The following is a 15,779-nucleotide window of genomic DNA, read 5'->3' on the forward strand; positions in this document are numbered from 1 at the left end:
ATCAGTGCTCCTCGACCTCGGGCACCTGGATCACCGACAGGAACAGGCCGAGCTGGCGGATCGCCTGTGCGAAGCTTTCGTAATTGACCGGCTTGGTGATGTAGACGTTGCAACCGAGGTCGTAGCAGCGCTGGATCTCGATCTTGTCGTCCGTCGTGGTCAGCACGACGACGGGCGTGCGCTTCAGCGCGCTGCCCTCCGCCTTGATCTGCGCCAGGATGTCGGTGCCGCTCATGTCGGGCAGGTTGAGGTCGAGCAGGACCAGCGCCGGGCCGCTCTTCGCGGGGCCGTCGGCGGCCTCGAACAGATAGTGGAGTGCCTGCGTGCCATCGGTGAAATGCTTGATGTCGTTCAGGATGCCCGCGCGACGGATGTTCTTCTCGATCAGCCGGGCATGGCCCTCGTCGTCCTCGATCATGACGATGCCGACGGATTGATGGGGGGCGTTCATGATGGGCTGTCCTGCACGTCAAAGGCTTTGGGAAGGTTGATGCGGAAGGTCGAACCCCGGCCGAGCGCGCTGTCGACGTCGATCGTCCCGCCGAGACGATAGGCCAGCGCCCGGACGTGCGCCAGCCCGATGCCCTCGCCCGGCTGGTCCTGCTGGCCCGAGCGGCGGAACAGGTCGAAGATGCGCTGGTGGTCGCGCGGATCGATGCCGCGGCCGTTGTCAGCGACCGACAGGATCACGCGGTCGCGCCGCGATTCGCCCGATACGGTGATCGTGCCAGGGCGACCGGGCTGGAGGTATTTCGTCGCATTCTCGATCAGGTTGGACAGGATCTGTTCCAGCGCGACCCGGTCGGTGACGAGGCCCGGGATCGGCCGCTCCACGGCCAGCGTCACGCCGCGGTCGTCGAGCAGGTGGCGGATCGATCCCGCGATCGTCTCGGTCACCGCGGCGGGATCGATCGGTTCGGGGGTGATGACGCGGCGGCCCTCGCGCGACAGCTTCAGGATGGCGTTGATGAGCCGGTCCATCTTCTGGGTCGAGGTGCGGATGAAGCCGATCGCCTCGGGCAGGTCCTCGCGCACCGCGAGCCGCGCGTCCTCCCTGACGATTCCGGGGCATTCCGCCTCCGCCCGGTCGAGCATCTCGGTGAGCGGCGTGGTCGCGGCGGACAGTTCGGCGGTGAAGCCCATCACGTTGACCAGCGGCGAGCGCAGGTCGTGGCTGACGATATAGGCGAAGCGCTGGATCTCTTCGTTCGCACGGCTGAGGTCGGCGGTGCGCTCGCTCACCGTCTCTTCCAGCCGGGCGTTGAAATCGCGCAGCGTGTCGCGCGACTGCGACAGGTCGCGGGTGTAGCGCAGCACGGTCAGCAACGACGCCAGCGCCACGAAGGCGAGCAGCACCGCGGCGATGGCAAGGATCACATAGAAGGCGCGCACGTTCGCCCGTTGCGCGGCGTCGCGCTGTTCGAGCAGCCGCCGCTCGGTGACGGCCATCCCCTCGAACGCGTTGCGGATGACGGCGAGCCGTCGCACGCTCGCCTCGCCGCGGAACAGCGCGGTCGCGGCCTCGATCCGGCCGGCGTCGATCAGCGCCATCGTCCGGCCGCGCTGGACGAGCAATGCGGCGATCTCCGTCCGCAGCACGCGCAGCGCGGCCACCTGGCGCGGATTGTCGCGGGTCAGGCGTTGCAGGCGGACCAGCGCGGGGGTCAGCGACGCAGCCCAGCGCCGGTAGGCATCGCGATATTCGACGTTGCCGGTGAGCAGATAGCCGCGCCGCGACGCCTCGCCCTGTTCGATCAGCCGCCGCGCGTTGCTGACCGACAGCTCGACTTCATACGTGTGGTTGACCCAGCGGGTATAATCCGCGTTGCGCGACGTCGCCCAGCCGGCGGCGATGCCGGCGCCGACCAGCGCCAGGAAACCCAGCGCCATGAACGTGACGAGCACCCGCCCGAAGCGGCCTTCCGAAACGACGAACCTGTTGCGCACCGTGGTAATCACATACCGCCTTTAGGCGAGCGGAGGTCGTTACGCCAGCGGTGCGACCTACCGCGGCGGGTCGGTGGCTACAGCAGCAATTCCTGCGGGTTGGCGCGGCCGACTGCGCCGCCGCCGCTGCGCCGGTCCATTTCGGCATTGGCGGTGAAGCGGATGTCGGGATCGCGGTCGGTCAGGAACGCCATCAGGCTTTCGTGGTCCAGTTCGCTCCACGCCTTGCCCCGATGCGGGCCGTAGCGGACGCGGGGGATGAGGCCCGGGTCGCGCGACCAGTCGAGCAATTGCGCCACCCCCGCCTCGTTGAGCTGGTCGCGCAGGTGGTGCGCGGTGACATAGGCGTCGGGAAACGCCCGATGGACGGGCAGGCCGCGACTCTGGTCGAGCCCCTCCGGCTTGCGCCAATAGCGCAGCACCTGATTGGAAAAGCTGGGGGAATCGGGCCACAGCCGCAGCGCGCACTTCCAGGTGCAGATCCAGTCGGCGCCGTGGGTCAGGTTGGGCGTGCAGAATTGCTGCTCGAAATCGGCACGATGCGCGGCGAGCGCGACGCGGCGGGGATAGGGGTCGAGCACCCGGCGGGCGACGTCGTGCCACCAGGGCGCGTCGGCGACGTCCTCGTCGAGGATATGGTGGATCGCCTGCGTGATCGGCGGGATCGTGCGGCCGGGATTGACCAGGATGGCGCCGCCGTCGCCCTCCAGCGCCCAGCGGCCGTCGGGTTTCAGCGCGACGTCCTGCCACCCGATCTCGCACACCCCGTGCGCGGGCGGCGCGCTGCCGGTGGTTTCGAGGTCGACGACGCGGATGATCTGGGGAACGGGGCGCATTGAAGGCTACATGGGCGCGCGGGGCGGAATTTGCCAGCGGCGCGGGCGCTCAGCGGAAGCCGTCCTCCGCATCCACGTCGAGTTCGCGCACGCCGCGGCGCTGGCGGGCGCGATCGACCAGCTTGCGGATGCCCTCGCGCCGTTCGCGTGCCGCGGGCACGTCGCGCAGGACGAAGGTGCCGTTGCCGGTCGTGCGGTCGCTCGACGTGATCGTGATCGTGCCGATGTCGGTCAGCTGGTTGATGAGCGAGAAATCGACGCGGACGTCCTTCACCCGGTACAGCTCGATCTCGTCGATCGACTTCATGATGAGCCCGCGCCGGACGATCAGACGCTGGTCGGTGACGTCATAGGCCGCGGCCATGTTCTGCAGCCAGCGCACCGCGATCACAACCAGCCCGACGCCGATCGCGCAGGACAGGATCGTCAGCCAGCCGGTGAAGCTGCCGAGCAGCCAGCGGTTGGTGCTCGACCGGAAGCTGTCCACCTGGCGTTCGGCGCTATAGGTCCCGGTCATGCCCGAAATCCTATCGGGCGCCGCCTGCCTGTCAATCACGCGCGATGCCCGACAGCGCCAGCTCGGCATCGACCTCCGCCAGCAACGCGTCGAGGTCCGCCGGGCTGCCGGCCTCGGCGCGCGCGGTCAGCACGTCCTGCGTGTTCGAGGCGCGCAGCAGCCACCACCCCTGCGGCGTCCGGACCCGCACGCCGTCGATCGCGGTCACCGCCACCCCGCGCGCGACCAGCCGGTCGCGGACCTCGTCGATCACCGCGAACTTGCGCGCCGGATCGACCGGAAAGCGCAGGTCGGGGGTGTTGACCAAAGGCGGCATCGCATCGTGCAGCGCGGTCAGCGAGCGGCCCGATCGGTGGACGACGCCGATCAGCTGCACCGCGGCGTGCAGCGCGTCGTCGAAGCCGTACCAGCCGTGGCCGAAGAAGATGTGCCCGCTCAATTCCCCCGCGATCGGCGCATCGTGCGCGATCATCGCCTCCTTCATCAGGCTGTGTCCGGTCGCGCCCATCACCGGGTTGCCGCCGAGCGCGGCGATCCGGTCGAAGACATATTGCGACGACTTGACGTCGGCGACCACCGTCGCGCCGGGCAGCGCCGCCAGCACCGGCTCGATCAGCAGCGCGAGCAGCTGGTCGCCCCACAGCACCCGGCCCGCGCCGTCGACCACGCCGATCCGGTCGCCGTCGCCATCGAAGGCGATGCCGAAATCCAGCCCCTCGTCGCGGACCAGCGCCTTGAGGTCGGCGAGGTTGGCCTCGTCGGTCGGATCGGGGTGATGATTGGGAAAGCGCCCGTCGACCTCGGCGTAGAGCAGATGGTGCTCGCCGGGCAGCTGCGCGACCAGCCGCGCGACCGCGGGACCCGCGGCGCCGTTGCCGCAATCCCAGCCGATCCGGAAGGCGCCGCCGCCATAGCCCTGGCGCAACCGCGCGACATAGGCGTCGCCCACGTCGACGTCGCGCACCGCGCCCGTGCCCTCGGTCCAGTCGCCCGCCGCCGCGATGCGGGCGAGGTCGACGATGTCGGCGCCGTAGAACGAGCGGTGGCCCAGCACCATCTTGAAGCCGTTGTCGTCGCGGGGATTGTGGCTGCCGGTGACGTGGATGCCGGCATCCACCGGCAGCGTCGCCTCGCCGAAATAGAGCATCGGCGTCGGGCCGATCCCGATCCGCAGCACGTCGACGCCGCCCGCCGCGAGGCCCGCGACCAGCGCCGCCTCCAGTTCGGGCGAGGACAGTCGCCCGTCGCGCCCGACCGCGACCCGGCGGCCGCCGGCGCGGAGGACGCGGGTGGCGAAGCTGCGGCCGATCGCCACCGCATCGTCGGGTCCTAGGGACCGGCCGACGGTGCCGCGGATGTCGTATTCGCGCAGAATCCCCGGCGCCAGCACGTGCGCCATCAGCCGCGCCGCAGCGTCGCCAGCAACAGGTCGCGCGCGGCGTTGATCTCGGTGCTGCGCTCCGCGGAGCCGCCGCGGTCGGGATGGACGTCGGCGAGCAGGCGGCGGTGCGCCGAGCGGATCTCGCCCTCGTCCGCGCCCGCCGCGACGCCCAGCACGCGGCGCGCGCGCTGCGTGTCGCTCAGCGGCGGGCGCTTCGGCGCGGGCTTCAGGTAGCGCCATGCGAGCCAGATCAGCCCGATGGCGAGCAGCCATTTCATCACGCGGCGAACAGCGGCATGGCGGGTTCGGGCAATTGCAGCGCGCTCATCATCTCGCGCAGTTCCTGGCGCGAGGCGACGTGGCCCAGCCCCATCGCGCCGAATTCCTTGGAATCGATCATGGTCAGGCCCGACGGGAACAGCTCGCGATAGATCACGCGTTCGCCGAGTCCCGGAATGATCCGGAACCCGACGCGCTTCGCCAGCTGTCCGAGCGCATCCGACACGCGGCGCATGTTGCGCGCCTCGATATGCTGCAACCGGTTGCGCAGCACGACCCAGTCGATCTGCGTGCCGTCGGCGCGCGCGCGCTGCTTGCGCGCATCCCAGATCAGCTCGGAATAGAAGCTGGGGCGGGTGACGTTGAACGTCTCCGGATCCACCTGTCCGATCAGGTCGAAGTCGACGAAGCTGTCGTTCATCGGCGTCACCAGCGTATTGGACAGCGCCGCCGCGGTGCGCGCGAAATAATCGTCGCGGCCGGGCGTATCGACGATCAGGAAGTCCGCCCCCTCGCTCAGCCGCTGCCACTTGTCCTCGAACACGCTTTCGGTGGTGCCGTCGTGCGTGTCGTGGACGGGCATCGGCAGGTCGCTGCCGGTGCGCCGTATCGTCGCGGCGCGGTTGTCGAGATAGCGGCCGACGGTGCGCTGGCGGTGATCGAGGTCGAAGCAGGCGACCTTCGCCCCCTTGGCGGCGAGCGCGATCGCGACGTGGACCGCCGTCGTCGACTTGCCGGTGCCGCCCTTTTCGTTGGCGAAGACGATCACGTGTGGCCCTTCGGGCACGGTTCGTTCCTTATCGAATGGTCGCGGGTTGCCCGCTCTCTCCCCGCTTCATAGAAGCCGCGCGCTCATTGCACGAGGGGGTATCGGTGCGGCACGTTCGAGACTTGCAGGCGTTGCGCGACGCCGTCGCCGAATTCCGGGCCGATGGTGCGGCAATCGCGCTTGTGCCGACGATGGGTGCGCTGCACGCCGGGCACATGGCGCTGGTCGAGGCGGCGCGCCGGCCGGGCACCCGGGTGATCGCGTCGATCTTCGTCAACCCGAAGCAATTCGGCCCGGGCGAGGACCTCGACCGCTATCCACGCCGCGAGGCGGCCGACGCGCGGCTGCTCGCGGAGCACGGCTGCGACCTCCTGTGGATGCCCCCGGTCGAGACGATGTATCCGGCGGGCTTTGCCACCAGCATCGGCGTGTCCGGGGTGAGCGAGAGCTTCGACGGCGCGGCGCGGCCCGGGCATTTCGACGGCGTCGCCACCGTCGTCACCAAATTGTTCAACCAGACCGGCGCCGACGTCGCCTATTTCGGCGAAAAGGACTTTCAGCAGCTGGCGGTGATCCGCCGCGTCGTCGCCGATCTCGACATGGGGATCGAGATCGTCGGCGTGCCGACGCAGCGCGACGACGACGGGCTCGCGCTGTCGTCGCGCAACATCTACCTCGATGCGGAGCAGCGCGCGCGCGCGGTGGCGCTGCCCCGCGCGCTGGGGGTGGCGGCGCGGGCGATCGCGCGGGGCGACGATGCCGATGCCGTGCTGGCGGAGGCGCGCGCGACATTGATCGCGGCGGGGTTCGCGGTCGATTACGTCGACCTCGCCGATGCCGGGACGCTGGCGCCGGCCCCCGCGGCGGGGCGCCCGCGCCGGCTGCTCGCCGCGGCGCGGATGGGTACGACACGGTTGATAGACAATATCGCAATCGAGGCCAATTCTTGACCGATACGGTTTGAATTCCGTTAACCATTTCGAAGTAAGACTCGGGCCAATGTACCCCCATGATAGACAGGGGTTACCGATGGGCCAGAGTTTCAAGAGTGCGCAGTTTCTTCTAGACAGCCGGATCGAGGATGCGATGCGCGGGCGACCGGAAGCGTTGTTCGACCTCGGCATCTGCTACCAGACCGGAACCGCCGGCGCGGCGATCGATCTGGTCGAGGCGCATAAATGGTTCAACCTCGCCGCCGTTGCCGGGCTGTCCGAAGCCGCCGACGCCCGCGCCGAGGTCGCCGAGGACATGACCGCGCGCGAGATCGCCGAGGCGCAGCGCCAGGCGCGGGCCTGGCTGGGCATGACGCAGCGCCGCGCGGCGTAACGTAGCGTAGCACGGGGAGATCCGACCGGGTCGTCGGCACGAGCGGGGGCCGGGACGTGTGAACACGGTCGCCGCAAACCCGCGCAATCCAGATCGCGCCGACGCCATCGACCCCGCGTGAGGCGCGGCACCGGCCCCGTCCCGCACCGGTGTCATCCCCGCGCAGGCGGGGATCCATACGCACCGGTGTCGCGAGGAGGCCGGACCGTCAGCGCAAAGGGGTTCCCGCCCTCGCGGGAATGACCCGGGCCGGGCGCCAGCGACGCTGCTATTCCGACGCCGCCTTCGTCCTGGCGGGTGCCTTCTTCGCCGCAGGCTTCTTGGCTGCCGCAGCCTTCCCCGCCGTCACCTTGGCAGCCGGCTTCTTCGCCGCCGCCTTCTTGGCCGGTGCCTTCTTCTTGCCCTTGGCGGGGGCCGCCGCGGCGCGGTCGTCGATCAGCTGCGCCGCCTCCTCGAGCGTCAGCGCCTCGGGCGTGATCGACTTGGGCAGCGTCGCGTTGGTCTCGCCATCGGTGACATAGGGGCCGTAGCGCCCCTCCATCAGCCGGATCTCCAGCTCGGTGCGCGGATGCTTGCCGAGTTCCTTCAGCGGCGCGCGCGCCGCGCCGCGCGCGGGCCGTCCGCCGCCCGCCGCCGCTTCGGCCAGCTTCACCACCGCCGCATTCATCCCCGTCTCGAACACGTCGGCGGTCGATTGCAGCCGCGCATATTTGCCGGCGTGCGCCAGATACGGGCCATAGCGCCCGATCGATGCCGTGATCGGTTCGCCCGTTTCCGGGTGGTTGCCGACGGTGCGCGGCAGGCTGAGCAGCTTGAGCGCCCATTCGAGGTCGAGTTCGCCGGGCAGGTCCTTGGGGATCGAGGCGCGCTTCGCCTCCTTGCCCTCGCCGAGCTGGATGTACGGGCCGAACCGCCCCGACTTGCGCTCCACCTCGAGGCCCGTCGCCGGGTCCTTGCCCAGCCCTTCGGGACCGCTGTCCTCGCCCGCCTCGCCGCCCGGCTGGGCGAAGCGGCGGGTGTATTTGCACTCCGGATAGTTGGAGCAGGCGATGAACGCGCCGAACTTGCCGCCGCGCAGCGCCAGCTTGCCCGCCTCGCACTTGGGGCACAGCCGGGGATCGCTGCCGTCCGCCTTGTCGGGGAAGAGGTAGGGCGCGAGGAAGATGTCCAGTTCCGCCGTGATCGCCGACGGCTGCTGCTCCATGACCTCGCTGGTGCGGGGCTTGAAGTCGCGCCAGAACGCCTCGAGCACCGCCTGCCATTGCGCGCGGCCGCCGGACACGTCGTCCAGCTCCTCCTCCAGCTCCGCGGTATAGTCGAAGCCGACGTATTTCTCGAAGAAGCGTTCGAGGAACGCCGTCACCAGCCGGCCCGATTCCTCGGCGAAGAAGCGGTTCTTCTCGACGCGGACATAGGCGCGGTCCTTCAGCGTCTTGATGATCGAGGCATAGGTCGACGGGCGGCCGATCCCCAGTTCCTCCATCCGCTTGACGAGGCTCGCTTCGGAAAAGCGCGGCGGCGGCTGGGTGAAATGCTGTTCGGCATCGACCGCCTTCTTCGCCGGGGCATCGCCCTCGCGCAGGCGGGGCAGGCGACGCGCCTCCTCGTCCTGCGTGTCGTCGCTGCCTTCCTCGTAGAGCGCGAGGAAACCCGGGAAGAGCACGACCTGGCCGGTGGCGCGCAGCACGTGGCGGCCGGTCCCGTCGGCCATCTCGATCGTGGTGCGCTCCATCCGCGCCGACGCCATCTGGCTCGCCAGCGCGCGCTTCCAGATCAGGTCGTACAGACGGCCGTGGTCGCCCGATCCGGCGCGGTCCTTGCCGAAGTCGGTCGGCCGGATCGCCTCGTGCGCCTCCTGCGCGTTCTTCGCCTTGGTCTGGTACTGGCGGGGGCTGTCGGGGACGTAGCCGCCGTCGTAGCGGTTGGCGATCGCCGCCCGCGCCGCGCTGATCGCGCTGCCGTCCATCTGGACGCCGTCGGTCCGCATATAGGTGATCGCGCCGTCCTCGTAGAGGCCCTGCGCGATCCGCATCGTGTGATCCGCCGAAAAGCCGAGCTTGCGCGCCGCCTCCTGCTGCAGGGTCGAGGTGGTGAACGGCGGCGGCGGGTTGCGCGTCGCGGGCTTGGTCTCGACGCTCTGGACCGAGAAGCGGCCGTCCTCGACCGCGGTCTTCGCCTTCAGCGCATCGCCCTGCGTGCCGATCGACAGCCGGTCGAGCTTCTTGCCGTCCCATTGGACGAGGCGCGCGAGGAACGGCGTGCCGTCCTGTTCCATCTGCGCGGTGACCGACCAATATTCCTGCGCGGTGAAGGCGTCGATCTCGCGCTCGCGGCCGACGATCAGGCGCAGCGCGACCGACTGGACGCGCCCCGCCGACTTGGCGCCGGGCAGCTTGCGCCACAGCACCGGCGACAGCGTGAAGCCGACCAGATAGTCGAGCGCCCGCCGCGCGCGATAGGCGTCGATCAGGTCGGTATCGAGTTCGCGCGGCGCCTTCATCGCCGCAAGGATCGCGGGCTTGGTGATCGCGTTGAACGTCACCCGCTGCACGTCCTTGGGCAGCGCCTTGCGATTGCGCAGCACCTCCTGCACGTGCCAGCTGATCGCCTCGCCCTCGCGATCGGGATCGGTCGCCAGGATCAGGCGGTCGGCGGTCTTCGACAGATCGGCGATCGCCTTCAGCTGCTTGGACTTGTCGGCGTAATTCTCCCATTCCATCGCAAAGCCGTCGTCGGGATTCACCGATCCGTCGCGCGCCGGCAGGTCGCGCACATGGCCGTAGGAGGCGAGGACGCGGAAGTCCGACCCCAGGTACTTTTCGATGGTTTTCGCCTTGGCGGGCGATTCGACGATGACGAGCTGCATGGCGGAGGTTACGGTCCTTACGTGTACGCGCGAGGGTGGAAAGCCGGCGGGGCGGCTGTCAACCGGGACTGTGGGGTCGTGATATGATGTGGGGTGCGACGAACCGGAAGCGCAAGCCGGTCCGCGGCTGCGGGCAGCGTCGGGATCGCGAGCGATGAGCGACGGCGGCGATGGCGCCGGCCGCGACCGGCGGCAGCTGGAACGGCTGACCTTCTTTTCCGATGCGGTGTTCGCGATCGCGATGACGCTGCTGGTCGTGGAGGTAAAGCTGCCCCACCTCGACCATCCCGACGGTACGGCGCTGGCGCAGGCGCTGGCGAACCTCATCCCCAATTACATCGGCTTCCTGGTCAGTTTCCTCGTGCTCGGCCGGTTCTGGCTGGTGCATCACGAGGTGATGGGGCTGCTGCGGGCGGCGGACCGGCGGCTGACGACGGTCAACCTGCTGTTGCTGCTCGGGGTCGCGTTCATGCCGTTCCCGACCGCGGTCATCAGCGAATACGTGCAGCTGCGCGTCGGCATCGGCTTCTACACCGGGTGGCTGATCGTGCTCGGCATCCTCAACCGCCAGCTGATCCTGCGCATCGTCGCCGCGCCGGAACTGCTCGACGCCGGGCTGACCGCGGCGGACATGCGCCCGTTCCTGCGGCGCAGCTGGACCGCGATCGCGATCGGGGCCTGCGCCTTCGCGGGCGGCATGGTGACCTGGGTCGCGGCGCTCGTCGTGCTGACGGTGGGCAGCCCGATCATCACGATGGTGATCGGCCGCTATGCCGCGCGCCCCGTCGCGGCGGCCGGATGAACGGTCAGACCGACAGGGCGACGCGGCCGCCGGCATGGCGCTCCAGCCGGCCGCCGAGTTCCAGCTCCAGCAGCACCGTCTGCACGATCGCGGGGGCGACGTGGCTCTGGCGGATCAGTTCGTCGACGGTGACCGGCACGGGGCCCAGCAGAGCGGTCACCCGCGTCCGGTCGGCATCGCTCGCATCGGCGGGCGGCGGCGCGGCATAGCCCGACAGCGGCGCGCGGACGCCGCGGGGGTCGATCGGGCGCAGTTGCTCGATCACGTCCGCGGCGCTCTGGACCAAAGTGGCGCCGTCGCGGATCAGCAGGTTGCACCCTTGCGCGCGAGGATCGAGCGGGCTGCCGGGCACGGCCATGACCTCTCGCCCCGCCTCGGCCGCCAGCCGCGCGGTGATGAGCGATCCCGATCGCGGCGCCGCCTCCACGACCAACGTGCCCAGCGCGAGGCCGGCGATGATCCGGTTGCGCGAGGGGAAGTGGCGCGCGAGCGGCGGCGTGCCGGGGGGTTGTTCGGCGATCAGCAGCCCCTCGGCCGCCACCTGTTCCTGCAAGGCGGCGTTTTCGGGCGGAAAGACGACGTCGATGCCGCTGGCGATGACGCCGATCGTGCGCGGCATCGCGCCGGTATGCGCCGCGGTATCGATGCCGCGGGCGAGGCCGGAAACGACCGTCACCCCCTCCGCCGCGAGCGCATGGCCCAGCATGCGCGCAAAGCGGCAGGCCGCGGCCGATGCGTTGCGCGCGCCGACGATGCCGACGCACATCGCGCCTGCCAAAGCGATGTCGCCGCGCACGATCAGCGCCGGCGGTGCCGAATCGAGCTCCGCGAGCAGCGGCGGATAGTCGGCATCGTCGAGGAAGATGTGGCGGGCGCCCAGGCGGTCGACGGTCGCGATCTCCCGCGCGATCGCGGCCGCGTCGGCCAGCGGCGGTGCGGTGCCGCCGCCACGTCGCGCGAGCGTCGGCAGCATGTCGATCGCCGCCGCCGCGCTGCCGAAGCGGGCGATCAGCTGGCGATAGGTGACCGGGCCGATGCCCGCGGTCCGCAGCAGGCGGAGCCGCGTCGCATCGCGGTCAGCCATGCGGGCGGGCGTCCGGATCGGTTCCGCCGTCCGCTGCGCCCGTATTGCGCCCGCGCCCGATGCGCGGCTCGGTCCCGGCGACCAGCCGTTCCAGATTGTCGCGATGCTTCCACAGCACGATCGCCGCGAGCGCGAGCAGCAGCATGACGAGGTCGAACCGGCCGAACAGCGCGCCGCTGACCGGCGCGCTGACCGCCGCGGCCATGCCCGCCACCGACGAGATGCGCACCAGCGCGAGCAGGCCCAGCCACACGACCGCGTAGACGAGCCCCATCGGCCAGTGGAGCGCGAGGACGATGCCCATCAGCGTGGCGACGCCCTTGCCGCCGCGAAAGCGCAGCCAGACCGGATAGCAATGCCCCAGGAACGCCGCCGCCGCCGCGACCATGCCGTCGCCGGGGCACAGCCAGTCGACGAGCCATACCGCCGCCGCTCCCTTGGCGAGGTCGAGCAGCAGCGTCGCCGCGGCGAGCCCCTTGCGCCCGGTGCGCAGCACGTTGGTGGCGCCGATGTTGCCCGAGCCGATCGTCCGCAGGTCGCCCGCGCTGGCGAAGCGCGTCAGCAATACGCCAAAGGGGATCGAGCCCAGCAGATAGCCGAGCACCAGCGCCACGGTCGGTGCGACCCAGAGTATCTCGGTATGCAAGCCTGCCCCTTCTCGTCCGGCGCCGATATAGCGGCTTTGGTATCTATTCGCCAATGGCCCCCTTCGGGCACGGCGGCTTGCGGTCGCCGGCGCCGGGACTATGGGCTGATGCGATGGACACCGGCCCGATCCTGTTCTTCGATTCCGGGGTGGGCGGCCTGTCGGTCGTCGCGCCGACGCGGGCGCTGCTGCCGCACGCGCCGATCGTCTATGCCGCAGATTCCGCGGGCTTTCCCTATGGCGTCAAGAGCGAGGCGGAGATTGCGGCGCGCGTGCCCGCGCTGCTCGGCCGGCTGGTCGAACGCTATCGCCCGCGGCTGGTGGTGATCGCCTGCAACACGGCATCGACGATCGCGCTGCCCTCGGTGCGCGCGGCGCTCGACGTGCCCGTGGTGGGCACGGTGCCCGCGATCAGGCCCGCCGCGGCGCTGAGTCGCAGCCGGACGATCGGCGTGCTGGGCACTGAGGCGACGGTCCGCCAGGCCTATGTCGACGATCTCGCCGCGCGTTTCGCGGGTGATTGCACCGTGCTGCGCCACGGCTCGGCGGCGCTGGTCGAGCTTGCCGAGGACAAGCTGGCGGGGCAGCCGACCGATCCGGCCCGCTACCGCGCGGTGCTGGCCGGGCTGTTCGACCAGCCCGGCGGCGACGCGATCGACGTCATCGTCAACGCCTGCACGCATTTTCCATTGGTCGAGGCGGAGCTGGCGGCCGCGGCGCCCGCCGGCATCCGCTTCGTCGACGGCGGGCCGGGCATCGCGCGCCGCGTCGCGTTCCTGACGCAGGGACAGGCATGGCCGGCCGGCGAGCCCCGGCACCGCGCGGTGTTCACGCGACTCGGCGAGCGCGAGCGGGCGCTCGCCCCGGCGCTGGCGCGCTACGGCATCGCCACGGTCGAGCCGCTGTAGCGGGGCGGGGTGGGACGATATGTCCACCCCCTCGATCACCGTGATACCTTTTATCCACTGGCAACCCGGTGCGCGCCCCGTTACACGGCCTGTCCATGAGCAGCGACGGCACGGACGAGCGCGTGGACTATACGCGCGTCTTCACCCAGGCGATCGATCGCCTCCATGCCGAGGGCCGGTACCGGGTCTTCATCGACATCCTCCGCAACAAGGGGGCGTTCCCCAACGCGCGCTGCTTCGCCGGGCACAACGGCCCCAAGCCGATCACGGTCTGGTGCTCGAACGACTATCTCGCGATGGGCCAGCACCCCAAGGTCATCGCGGCGATGGAAGAGGCGCTGCACGACGTCGGTGCCGGATCGGGCGGCACGCGCAACATCGGCGGCAACACGCATTACCATATCGATCTGGAGCACGAGCTCGCCGACCTGCACGGCAAGCAATCGGCGTTGCTGTTCACCAGCGGCTACGTCTCGAACGAGGCGACGCTCTCGACGCTCGCCAAGATCCTGCCCGGCTGCATCATCTTTTCGGACGAGCTCAACCACGCCTCGATGATCGCGGGCATCCGCAACGCGGGGTGCGAAAAGCGCATCTTCCGTCACAACGACCTCGCGCATCTCGAGGAGCTGCTCGCCGCCGAGGATCCCTCGGTGCCCAAGCTGATCGCGTTCGAGAGCGTCTATTCGATGGAGGCTGACGTCGCGCCGATCGTCGCGATCTGCGACCTCGCCGACAAATACAATGCGCTCACCTATCTCGACGAGGTTCATGCGGTCGGCATGTACGGCGCGCGTGGCGGCGGCATTTCGGAGCAGGAAGGCGTCGCGCACCGGCTGACGATCATCGAGGGGACGCTGGGCAAGGCGTTCGGCGTCATGGGCGGCTATATCGCCGCGGACCAGACGATCGTCGACGTCATCCGCAGCTACGCGCCGGGCTTCATCTTCACCACCTCGCTGTCGCCGGTGCTGGTCGCCGGCGTGCTCGCGAGCGTCCGCCACCTGAAGGCGTCGAGCGTCGAGCGCGAGGGGCAGCAGGCGTCGGCGACGCTGCTGAAGGCGATGCTGGACGAGGCGGGATTGCCGGTGATGCTGGGCGAGACGCACATCGTGCCGATCCTGGTCGGCGATCCGGTGAAGGCGAAGCGGATCAGCGACATCCTGCTCGCCGAATATGGCGTGTACGTGCAGCCGATCAATTATCCGACCGTGCCGCGCGGCACCGAGCGCCTGCGCTTCACGCCGGGGCCGAGCCACACGCCGGCGATGATGCGCGAGCTGACCCAGGCGCTGGTCGAGATCTGGGGCCGGCTGGAGCTGCGCAAGGCGGCCTGACCGCGCGTCAGGCCATCGACAGGCCGCAGATGATCCCGCACGCGATCGTCAGCACGCCGAGCCCGACCGACAGCGGCACGCGCAGCGCCATCCATCCCGCCGGCGCGATATGGTCCTCGACCAGATGGCGATCGATCAGCAGCGTGGTGACGATCGCCGAGCCCATCAGCACCAGCGCCCAGCCCATCGGCAGCACATGCGCGATCGACAGCAGGATCACGGCGGTGCCGAACAGCGACGGCAGGACGGCGAGCGTCGCGATATGGCCCTGCCGCTGCGTCGCGCGCATCGCGAAGCCCCACCAGATACCGCCGAGGAAGCTCAGGATCAGCGCCGCATAGCCGAACGCGAACATCGGCCCGATGTCGCTGTCGCCGGCGAAGACACAGGTCGCGACCGCCGCGATCTGCGGAAACAGGCCCGCATAGCCCAGGATCAGCGGTGATTCGCCGACGCTGCCGCGGGTGGCGGCGGCGTCAGGCACGACGGTTAGCGGCGGCGTGATGCATGTCGGTATCCCGGGTGCGCAGGTGCACGGGTTCCAAGCGCGCGAAGCGCACATCGCGTTCCGCTCGACTGTGGCATTCTTCGGCATCCCCGGCTAAGGCGCGCGGGACCCGCCTTTCACCGTTCCGGGACATTTGCCGTGCGCATCGCCTTTGCTTCCGATCACGCTGCCGTCGCGCTGAAGGCGCTGCTGGTCGCGCATGCCGTAACGCTCGGTCACGACGTCACCGATCTGGGCCCGGACAGCGACGCGCGGGTCGACTACCCCGATTTCGGCTACAAACTGGCCGATGCGATCGCGGGCGGGGATGCCGATGTCGGCGTCGCGCTGTGCGGATCGGGGATCGGCATCTCGATCGCGGTCAACCGCAACCGCGCCTGCCGCTGCGCGCTGGTGTCGGAGCCGCTGTCGGCGACGCTGGCGAGGGCGCACAACGATGCCAACGTCGTCGCGATGGGCGCGCGGCTGATCGGCCCCGATCTCGCCAAGGCCTGTCTCGAAGCCTTCCTCGCCACCCCGTTCGAGGGCGGCCGTCACCAGCACCGTGTCGACAAACTGTCGGATAAGGACTGA

General features: G+C 69.8%; 17 protein-coding genes. 6 read left to right on the forward strand and 11 right to left on the reverse strand.

Going from position 1 to position 15,779, the window contains the following annotated elements; all coding sequences use genetic code 11:
* Position 1: 1 nt before the first annotated feature.
* The 7 genes from LPN01_RS14190 to LPN01_RS14220 all read right to left on the reverse strand — a co-directional run bounded on the left by LPN01_RS14190 (position 2) and on the right by LPN01_RS14220 (position 5,747).
* The gene (locus tag LPN01_RS14190; RefSeq protein WP_262829070.1) at positions 2 to 451 is read right to left on the reverse strand and encodes a response regulator; all 450 of its coding nucleotides are present in this window, start codon (positions 449 to 451) and stop codon (positions 2 to 4) included.
* A complete protein-coding gene (locus LPN01_RS14195; RefSeq protein ID WP_262829071.1) occupies positions 448 to 1,959 on the reverse strand; it encodes a sensor histidine kinase in 1,512 nt (503 codons plus the stop codon). Before LPN01_RS14195 ends, LPN01_RS14190 begins: the two co-directional genes overlap by 4 nt.
* Positions 1,960 to 2,024: 65 nt before the next feature.
* Positions 2,025 to 2,783, reverse strand: coding sequence for an exonuclease domain-containing protein (locus tag LPN01_RS14200; protein WP_262829072.1), 759 nt, complete (start codon positions 2,781 to 2,783; stop codon positions 2,025 to 2,027).
* 49 nt (positions 2,784 to 2,832) lie between these two features.
* Positions 2,833 to 3,300, reverse strand: a complete 468-nt coding sequence (locus LPN01_RS14205) for a PH domain-containing protein (protein WP_262829073.1) — start codon at positions 3,298 to 3,300, stop codon at positions 2,833 to 2,835.
* A 31-nt stretch (positions 3,301 to 3,331) separates the two neighbouring features.
* Positions 3,332 to 4,699, reverse strand: coding sequence for a phosphoglucomutase/phosphomannomutase PgmG (pgmG, locus tag LPN01_RS14210; protein ID WP_262829074.1), 1,368 nt, complete (start codon positions 4,697 to 4,699; stop codon positions 3,332 to 3,334).
* Entirely contained in the window at positions 4,699 to 4,959 is a 261-nt protein-coding gene (locus LPN01_RS14215) for a J domain-containing protein (RefSeq protein WP_262829075.1), read from the reverse strand. Before LPN01_RS14215 ends, pgmG begins: the two co-directional genes overlap by 1 nt.
* Complete coding sequence (locus LPN01_RS14220) at positions 4,959 to 5,747, reverse strand: division plane positioning ATPase MipZ (RefSeq protein WP_262829076.1); 789 nt, start codon at positions 5,745 to 5,747, stop codon at positions 4,959 to 4,961. Before LPN01_RS14220 ends, LPN01_RS14215 begins: the two co-directional genes overlap by 1 nt.
* 86 nt (positions 5,748 to 5,833) lie before the next feature.
* On the opposite strand from LPN01_RS14220, the gene panC reads away from it, so the two are divergent.
* Both panC and LPN01_RS14230 read left to right on the forward strand, forming a co-directional pair.
* On the forward strand, positions 5,834 to 6,679 hold the full coding sequence (panC, locus tag LPN01_RS14225) for a pantoate--beta-alanine ligase (RefSeq protein WP_262829077.1): 846 nt from the start codon (positions 5,834 to 5,836) through the stop codon (positions 6,677 to 6,679).
* A 79-nt stretch (positions 6,680 to 6,758) separates the two neighbouring features.
* Positions 6,759 to 7,055 (forward strand): hypothetical protein, encoded by a 297-nt coding sequence (locus tag LPN01_RS14230; protein WP_262829078.1) that lies wholly within the window; start codon positions 6,759 to 6,761, stop codon positions 7,053 to 7,055.
* A gap of 268 nt (positions 7,056 to 7,323) precedes the next feature.
* On the opposite strand, the gene topA is transcribed toward LPN01_RS14230, so the two are convergent.
* On the reverse strand, positions 7,324 to 9,921 hold the full coding sequence (gene topA / locus LPN01_RS14235) for a type I DNA topoisomerase (RefSeq protein WP_262829079.1): 2,598 nt from the start codon (positions 9,919 to 9,921) through the stop codon (positions 7,324 to 7,326).
* Positions 9,922 to 10,075: 154 nt separating this feature from the next.
* On the opposite strand from topA, the gene LPN01_RS14240 reads away from it, so the two are divergent.
* On the forward strand, positions 10,076 to 10,723 hold the full coding sequence (locus tag LPN01_RS14240) for a TMEM175 family protein (protein ID WP_262829080.1): 648 nt from the start codon (positions 10,076 to 10,078) through the stop codon (positions 10,721 to 10,723).
* 4 nt (positions 10,724 to 10,727) lie between these two features.
* On the opposite strand, the gene dprA is transcribed toward LPN01_RS14240, so the two are convergent.
* Positions 10,728 to 11,807: a DNA-processing protein DprA gene (dprA, locus tag LPN01_RS14245; RefSeq protein ID WP_262829081.1), complete on the reverse strand. Its 1,080-nt coding sequence runs from the start codon at positions 11,805 to 11,807 to the stop codon at positions 10,728 to 10,730.
* On the reverse strand, positions 11,800 to 12,453 hold the full coding sequence (gene plsY / locus LPN01_RS14250) for a glycerol-3-phosphate 1-O-acyltransferase PlsY (RefSeq protein ID WP_262829082.1): 654 nt from the start codon (positions 12,451 to 12,453) through the stop codon (positions 11,800 to 11,802). The genes dprA and plsY overlap by 8 nt, the downstream gene beginning before the upstream one ends.
* 113 nt (positions 12,454 to 12,566) lie before the next feature.
* On the opposite strand from plsY, the gene murI reads away from it, so the two are divergent.
* Complete coding sequence (gene murI, locus LPN01_RS14255; protein ID WP_262829083.1) at positions 12,567 to 13,361, forward strand: glutamate racemase; 795 nt, start codon at positions 12,567 to 12,569, stop codon at positions 13,359 to 13,361.
* 95 nt (positions 13,362 to 13,456) lie between these two features.
* Positions 13,457 to 14,698, forward strand: a complete 1,242-nt coding sequence (hemA, locus tag LPN01_RS14260; RefSeq protein WP_316748362.1) for a 5-aminolevulinate synthase — start codon at positions 13,457 to 13,459, stop codon at positions 14,696 to 14,698.
* Positions 14,699 to 14,705: 7 nt separating this feature from the next.
* On the opposite strand, the gene LPN01_RS14265 is transcribed toward hemA, so the two are convergent.
* Positions 14,706 to 15,182, reverse strand: coding sequence for a DUF3429 domain-containing protein (locus tag LPN01_RS14265; protein WP_262829084.1), 477 nt, complete (start codon positions 15,180 to 15,182; stop codon positions 14,706 to 14,708).
* 162 nt (positions 15,183 to 15,344) lie between these two features.
* Between LPN01_RS14265 and rpiB the strand changes: the two genes are divergently transcribed.
* Positions 15,345 to 15,779 (forward strand): ribose 5-phosphate isomerase B, encoded by a 435-nt coding sequence (gene rpiB, locus LPN01_RS14270; RefSeq protein ID WP_262829085.1) that lies wholly within the window; start codon positions 15,345 to 15,347, stop codon positions 15,777 to 15,779.

It is taken from the genome of Sphingomonas sp. A2-49 (genome assembly GCF_025548555.1).
In the GTDB taxonomy this organism is placed as follows: domain Bacteria; phylum Pseudomonadota; class Alphaproteobacteria; order Sphingomonadales; family Sphingomonadaceae; genus Sphingomonas.